Below are 1,393 nucleotides of genomic sequence, written 5' to 3' on the forward strand. Positions count from 1 at the left end.
AGACGCCATAGCGCGGCCGCTCCCAGCCTTCCAGGTCGGCCCCGCGCGGATTGGAACTGAACAGGATGCCACCCGGCTTGAGGCTGGCACGCAACTGGCCCAATACGCGTGGCAACTCGGCCGAGGGCACATGGAATAGCGACGCATTGGCGAAGATGCCGTCAAAGCGCTGCGGTGGCAGGTCCAGTTGCAGGAAGTCNTGATGCAGGACTTCGCAGCCCGAGGCCGCACGCGCCATCTCGACGAATTCGGCAGTGCCGTCCAGCCCCACGGCTACATGGCCGCGGCGGGTGAATTCAAGCAGGTCGCGCCCCGGACCGCAGCCGAAATCGAGCACCGTGAACGGCCCCTGCCCGGCCTGGCCCGCCCTGGCGCTCAAGGCCTCCAGCAGCGCCGCCATGTTCTGGCTGACGTCATGCTCCCAGGTGCCTTGGCGAAAGCTCTCGGCATGGCTGCCGTAATGCGCAATCGTGTCGGCGACGGGATCGCGGCGCACGCTCACCTCAGCCTCCGGTGACCGGCGGGAAGAAGGCGACTTCGCCGCCATCGGCAATGGCGGTATCGGCCTCGGTCATCTCATGGTCGTAGGCCATGCGCAGGTTTTTTTCCGGGCTCAGTACCTCGGCCCAGATGCCACCGCGGCCGATCAGGAAGGCGCGCACGTCGCCCACGGTCTTGACGCTGTCCGGCAGTTCGATCACTTCCTGCGAAGTCTGGAGGGCTTCGCGCACGCTAGCGAAGAAACGCAATTCGATTTTCATGAAATTTCCTTCAGGGGGTGAGCCAGCCTTCAAGGCGCCTTCAATAGGCGATATGAATCTTGCTTCGAATATGCTTGAGGTGGACCACGATGGTAAAGGTCATCATCACCAGCAGCGACCAGGCGCTCCACTTTCCCAGATGGACGCTGGACCAGGCCCCCATCTGGTTGGGATAGCGCCAGACGCCAAAGAAGGTGCTGATGTTCTCGGCCAGCCAGATGAAAAATCCGATCAGCAGGAAGGCCAGCAACAGCGGCATCTTGCGATCCCGGTCCAGTGGGCGGAACAGCACGGTGGAGCGCGCATACAGACCCAGAGCGGCGGCCGCCAGATACCAGCGATAGTCGCCGATGTAATGATGGGTGAAGAAGTTCAGGTAAATGAGCATCGCAATGAGGGTCGCCATCCAGTAAGGCGGATGATGCTGGATGCGCAGGTCGAACAGGCGCCAGGCCTGGATGATGTAGCTGCCCACGGCGGCGTACATGAAGCCGGCAAACAGCGGCACGCCAAACAACTTGGTGTAGGCAAAATCCGGGTAACTCCAGGACTGGATGGCGCCGGAAGTCTTGAATACTTCCAGGGCAAAACCGACGACGTGAAAGACACTGACAGCCTTGAGTTCATCCATG

Annotated in this window: 3 protein-coding genes; all 3 read right to left on the reverse strand. The window is 61.6% G+C overall.

Going from position 1 to position 1,393, the window contains the following annotated elements; translation table 11 throughout:
* Positions 1-502, reverse strand: a 502-nt coding sequence (locus I5W_RS09795; protein WP_044529074.1) for a class I SAM-dependent methyltransferase, incomplete at its 3' end; no start/stop codon positions are given.
* A 1-nt stretch (position 503) separates the two neighbouring features.
* Entirely contained in the window at positions 504-761 is a 258-nt protein-coding gene (gene moaD / locus I5W_RS09800) for a molybdopterin converting factor subunit 1 (protein ID WP_017450982.1), read from the reverse strand.
* A gap of 40 nt (positions 762-801) precedes the next feature.
* A partial coding sequence (locus I5W_RS09805; protein ID WP_044529075.1) for a DUF817 domain-containing protein occupies positions 802-1,393 on the reverse strand: 592 nt, incomplete at its 5' end.

The sequence above is a fragment of the Herbaspirillum sp. B65 genome (assembly GCF_000333555.1).
GTDB classification, from domain to species: domain Bacteria; phylum Pseudomonadota; class Gammaproteobacteria; order Burkholderiales; family Burkholderiaceae_D; genus Herbaspirillum; species Herbaspirillum rubrisubalbicans.

What these genes read in the sequence shown, in the direction of transcription:
- moaD (WP_017450982.1), bottom strand. Translation starts at nt 761, where the DNA reads ATGAAAATCGAATTGCGTTTCTTCGCTAGCGTGCGCGAAGCCCTCCAG.